Here is a 1,551-nt window from a genome sequence, read left to right as displayed (position 1 = left end):
ACAATGTCGTGCGCGTGACCGCGCTGACGGACGATATCCTTCGGGTGACCATCGCCCGGGGTACACAGATGCCCGAAGACGCAAGTTGGGCCGTCCCGGCAGAATTACGGGCGAAGCGTGCATCGGTCACCCCAGACGCAACCGGCTTTTCGACCCGCACGATGCGAGTTCGCCTCGATGGCGAACGGCTGGTCATCACCGATCTCGCCGGCAAGGTGATTTCCGCCGACGCGGCAGAGCCGGTCCGGACCAGCGGGTCGGAGTTCACGCTTCGCAAGATGCTGCCCCAGTCGGAGCATATCTTCGGACTCGGCGACAAGACCGGCGGGATGGACCGCCGCGGCAAGAGCTTTGTTGACTGGAACACCGATGCATTCGGATATTCGCCCAGCGATGACCCGATCTACAAGTCGATCCCGTTCTTTATCGGGACGGGAGGCGACGGCGGCAGTTATGGCATCCTCCTCGACAACACCTGGCGCACCTGGTTCGACTTCGGGCACCATGAGGATGGCGTGATCGCGTTCGGCGGGCCGGACGGACCGATCGACTATTACGTGATCAACGGCCCGTCGATGGCGCAGGTCGTCCGCCGCTATACCGACCTGACGGGGAAGGCGCCGCTGACGTCGCGCTGGGCGCTCGGCTACCAGCAATCGCGCTACAGCTACATGAGCGCGGACGAACTGCGGCAGGTGGCGGCACGCCTGCGTACCGAGAAGGTGCCAACCGATGTGCTGTGGCTGGATATCGACTTCCAGGACCGCAACCGGCCTTTCACCGTGAACAAGCAGACCTTCCCCGACCTGAAGGGGCTGGTGTCCGACATGGGGCGGGACGGGTTCAAGGTGATCACGATTACCGACCTTCATGTCGCGAGCGCACCTGGCGAGAACTACAAGCCCTATGATACGGGCGCGGCCGGCGATCACTTCGTGAAGCGCCCGGACGGCTCCGTGTACGTGGCGCCAGTCTGGCCCGGGCCGTCCGTGTTCCCCGATTTCACCACGGCCAGGACGCGCGACTGGTGGGGCGGGCTGTTCCGTGAGCAGATTGCAGACGGCGTGGCTGGCGCCTGGAATGACATGAACGAGCCGGCGATCTTTAACACGCCGACCAAGACGATGCCGCTGGACAATGTCCACCGGATCGCCAGCGATGACTTCGCACCGCGCAGCGCCAGCCATCTTGAGATGCACAATGTGTATGGGATGCAGAATACCCGCGCGACCTATGACGGGCTGCGGCGCCTGAACCCGAACGAGCGCGCGTATGTGATGACTCGCGCGTCCTATGCGGGTGGGCAGCGTTATTCGGCGACCTGGACGGGCGACAATTCGGCGACCTGGGAGCATCTGAAGCTCTCGATTCACCAGATCATCAACCTTGGCCTGTCGGGCTTTTCCTATTCCGGCGCGGACGTGTCAGGCTTCGCGGGCGGACCCAGCCCCGACCTGCTGACCCGCTGGTTCGAAATCGGGGCCTTCTACCCTGTGTTTCGCGACCACTCGGCCAAGGACACGCCGCGTGTCGAGCCATGGGTGGACGGTC

General features: G+C 63.8%; 1 protein-coding gene. It reads left to right on the top strand.

The features are described from left to right. Window positions 1-14: 14 nt before the first annotated feature. On the top strand, window positions 15-1,551 hold a 1,537-nt coding region (locus tag FHS94_RS19075; RefSeq protein WP_343055370.1), incomplete at its 3' end, for a TIM-barrel domain-containing protein.

The organism is Sphingomonas aerophila (assembly GCF_014199305.1).
Lineage (GTDB): Bacteria > Pseudomonadota > Alphaproteobacteria > Sphingomonadales > Sphingomonadaceae > Sphingomonas > Sphingomonas aerophila.
The sequence above is the reverse complement of the archived record's forward strand: the minus strand, read 5'-3'. Positions and strand labels throughout refer to the sequence as shown.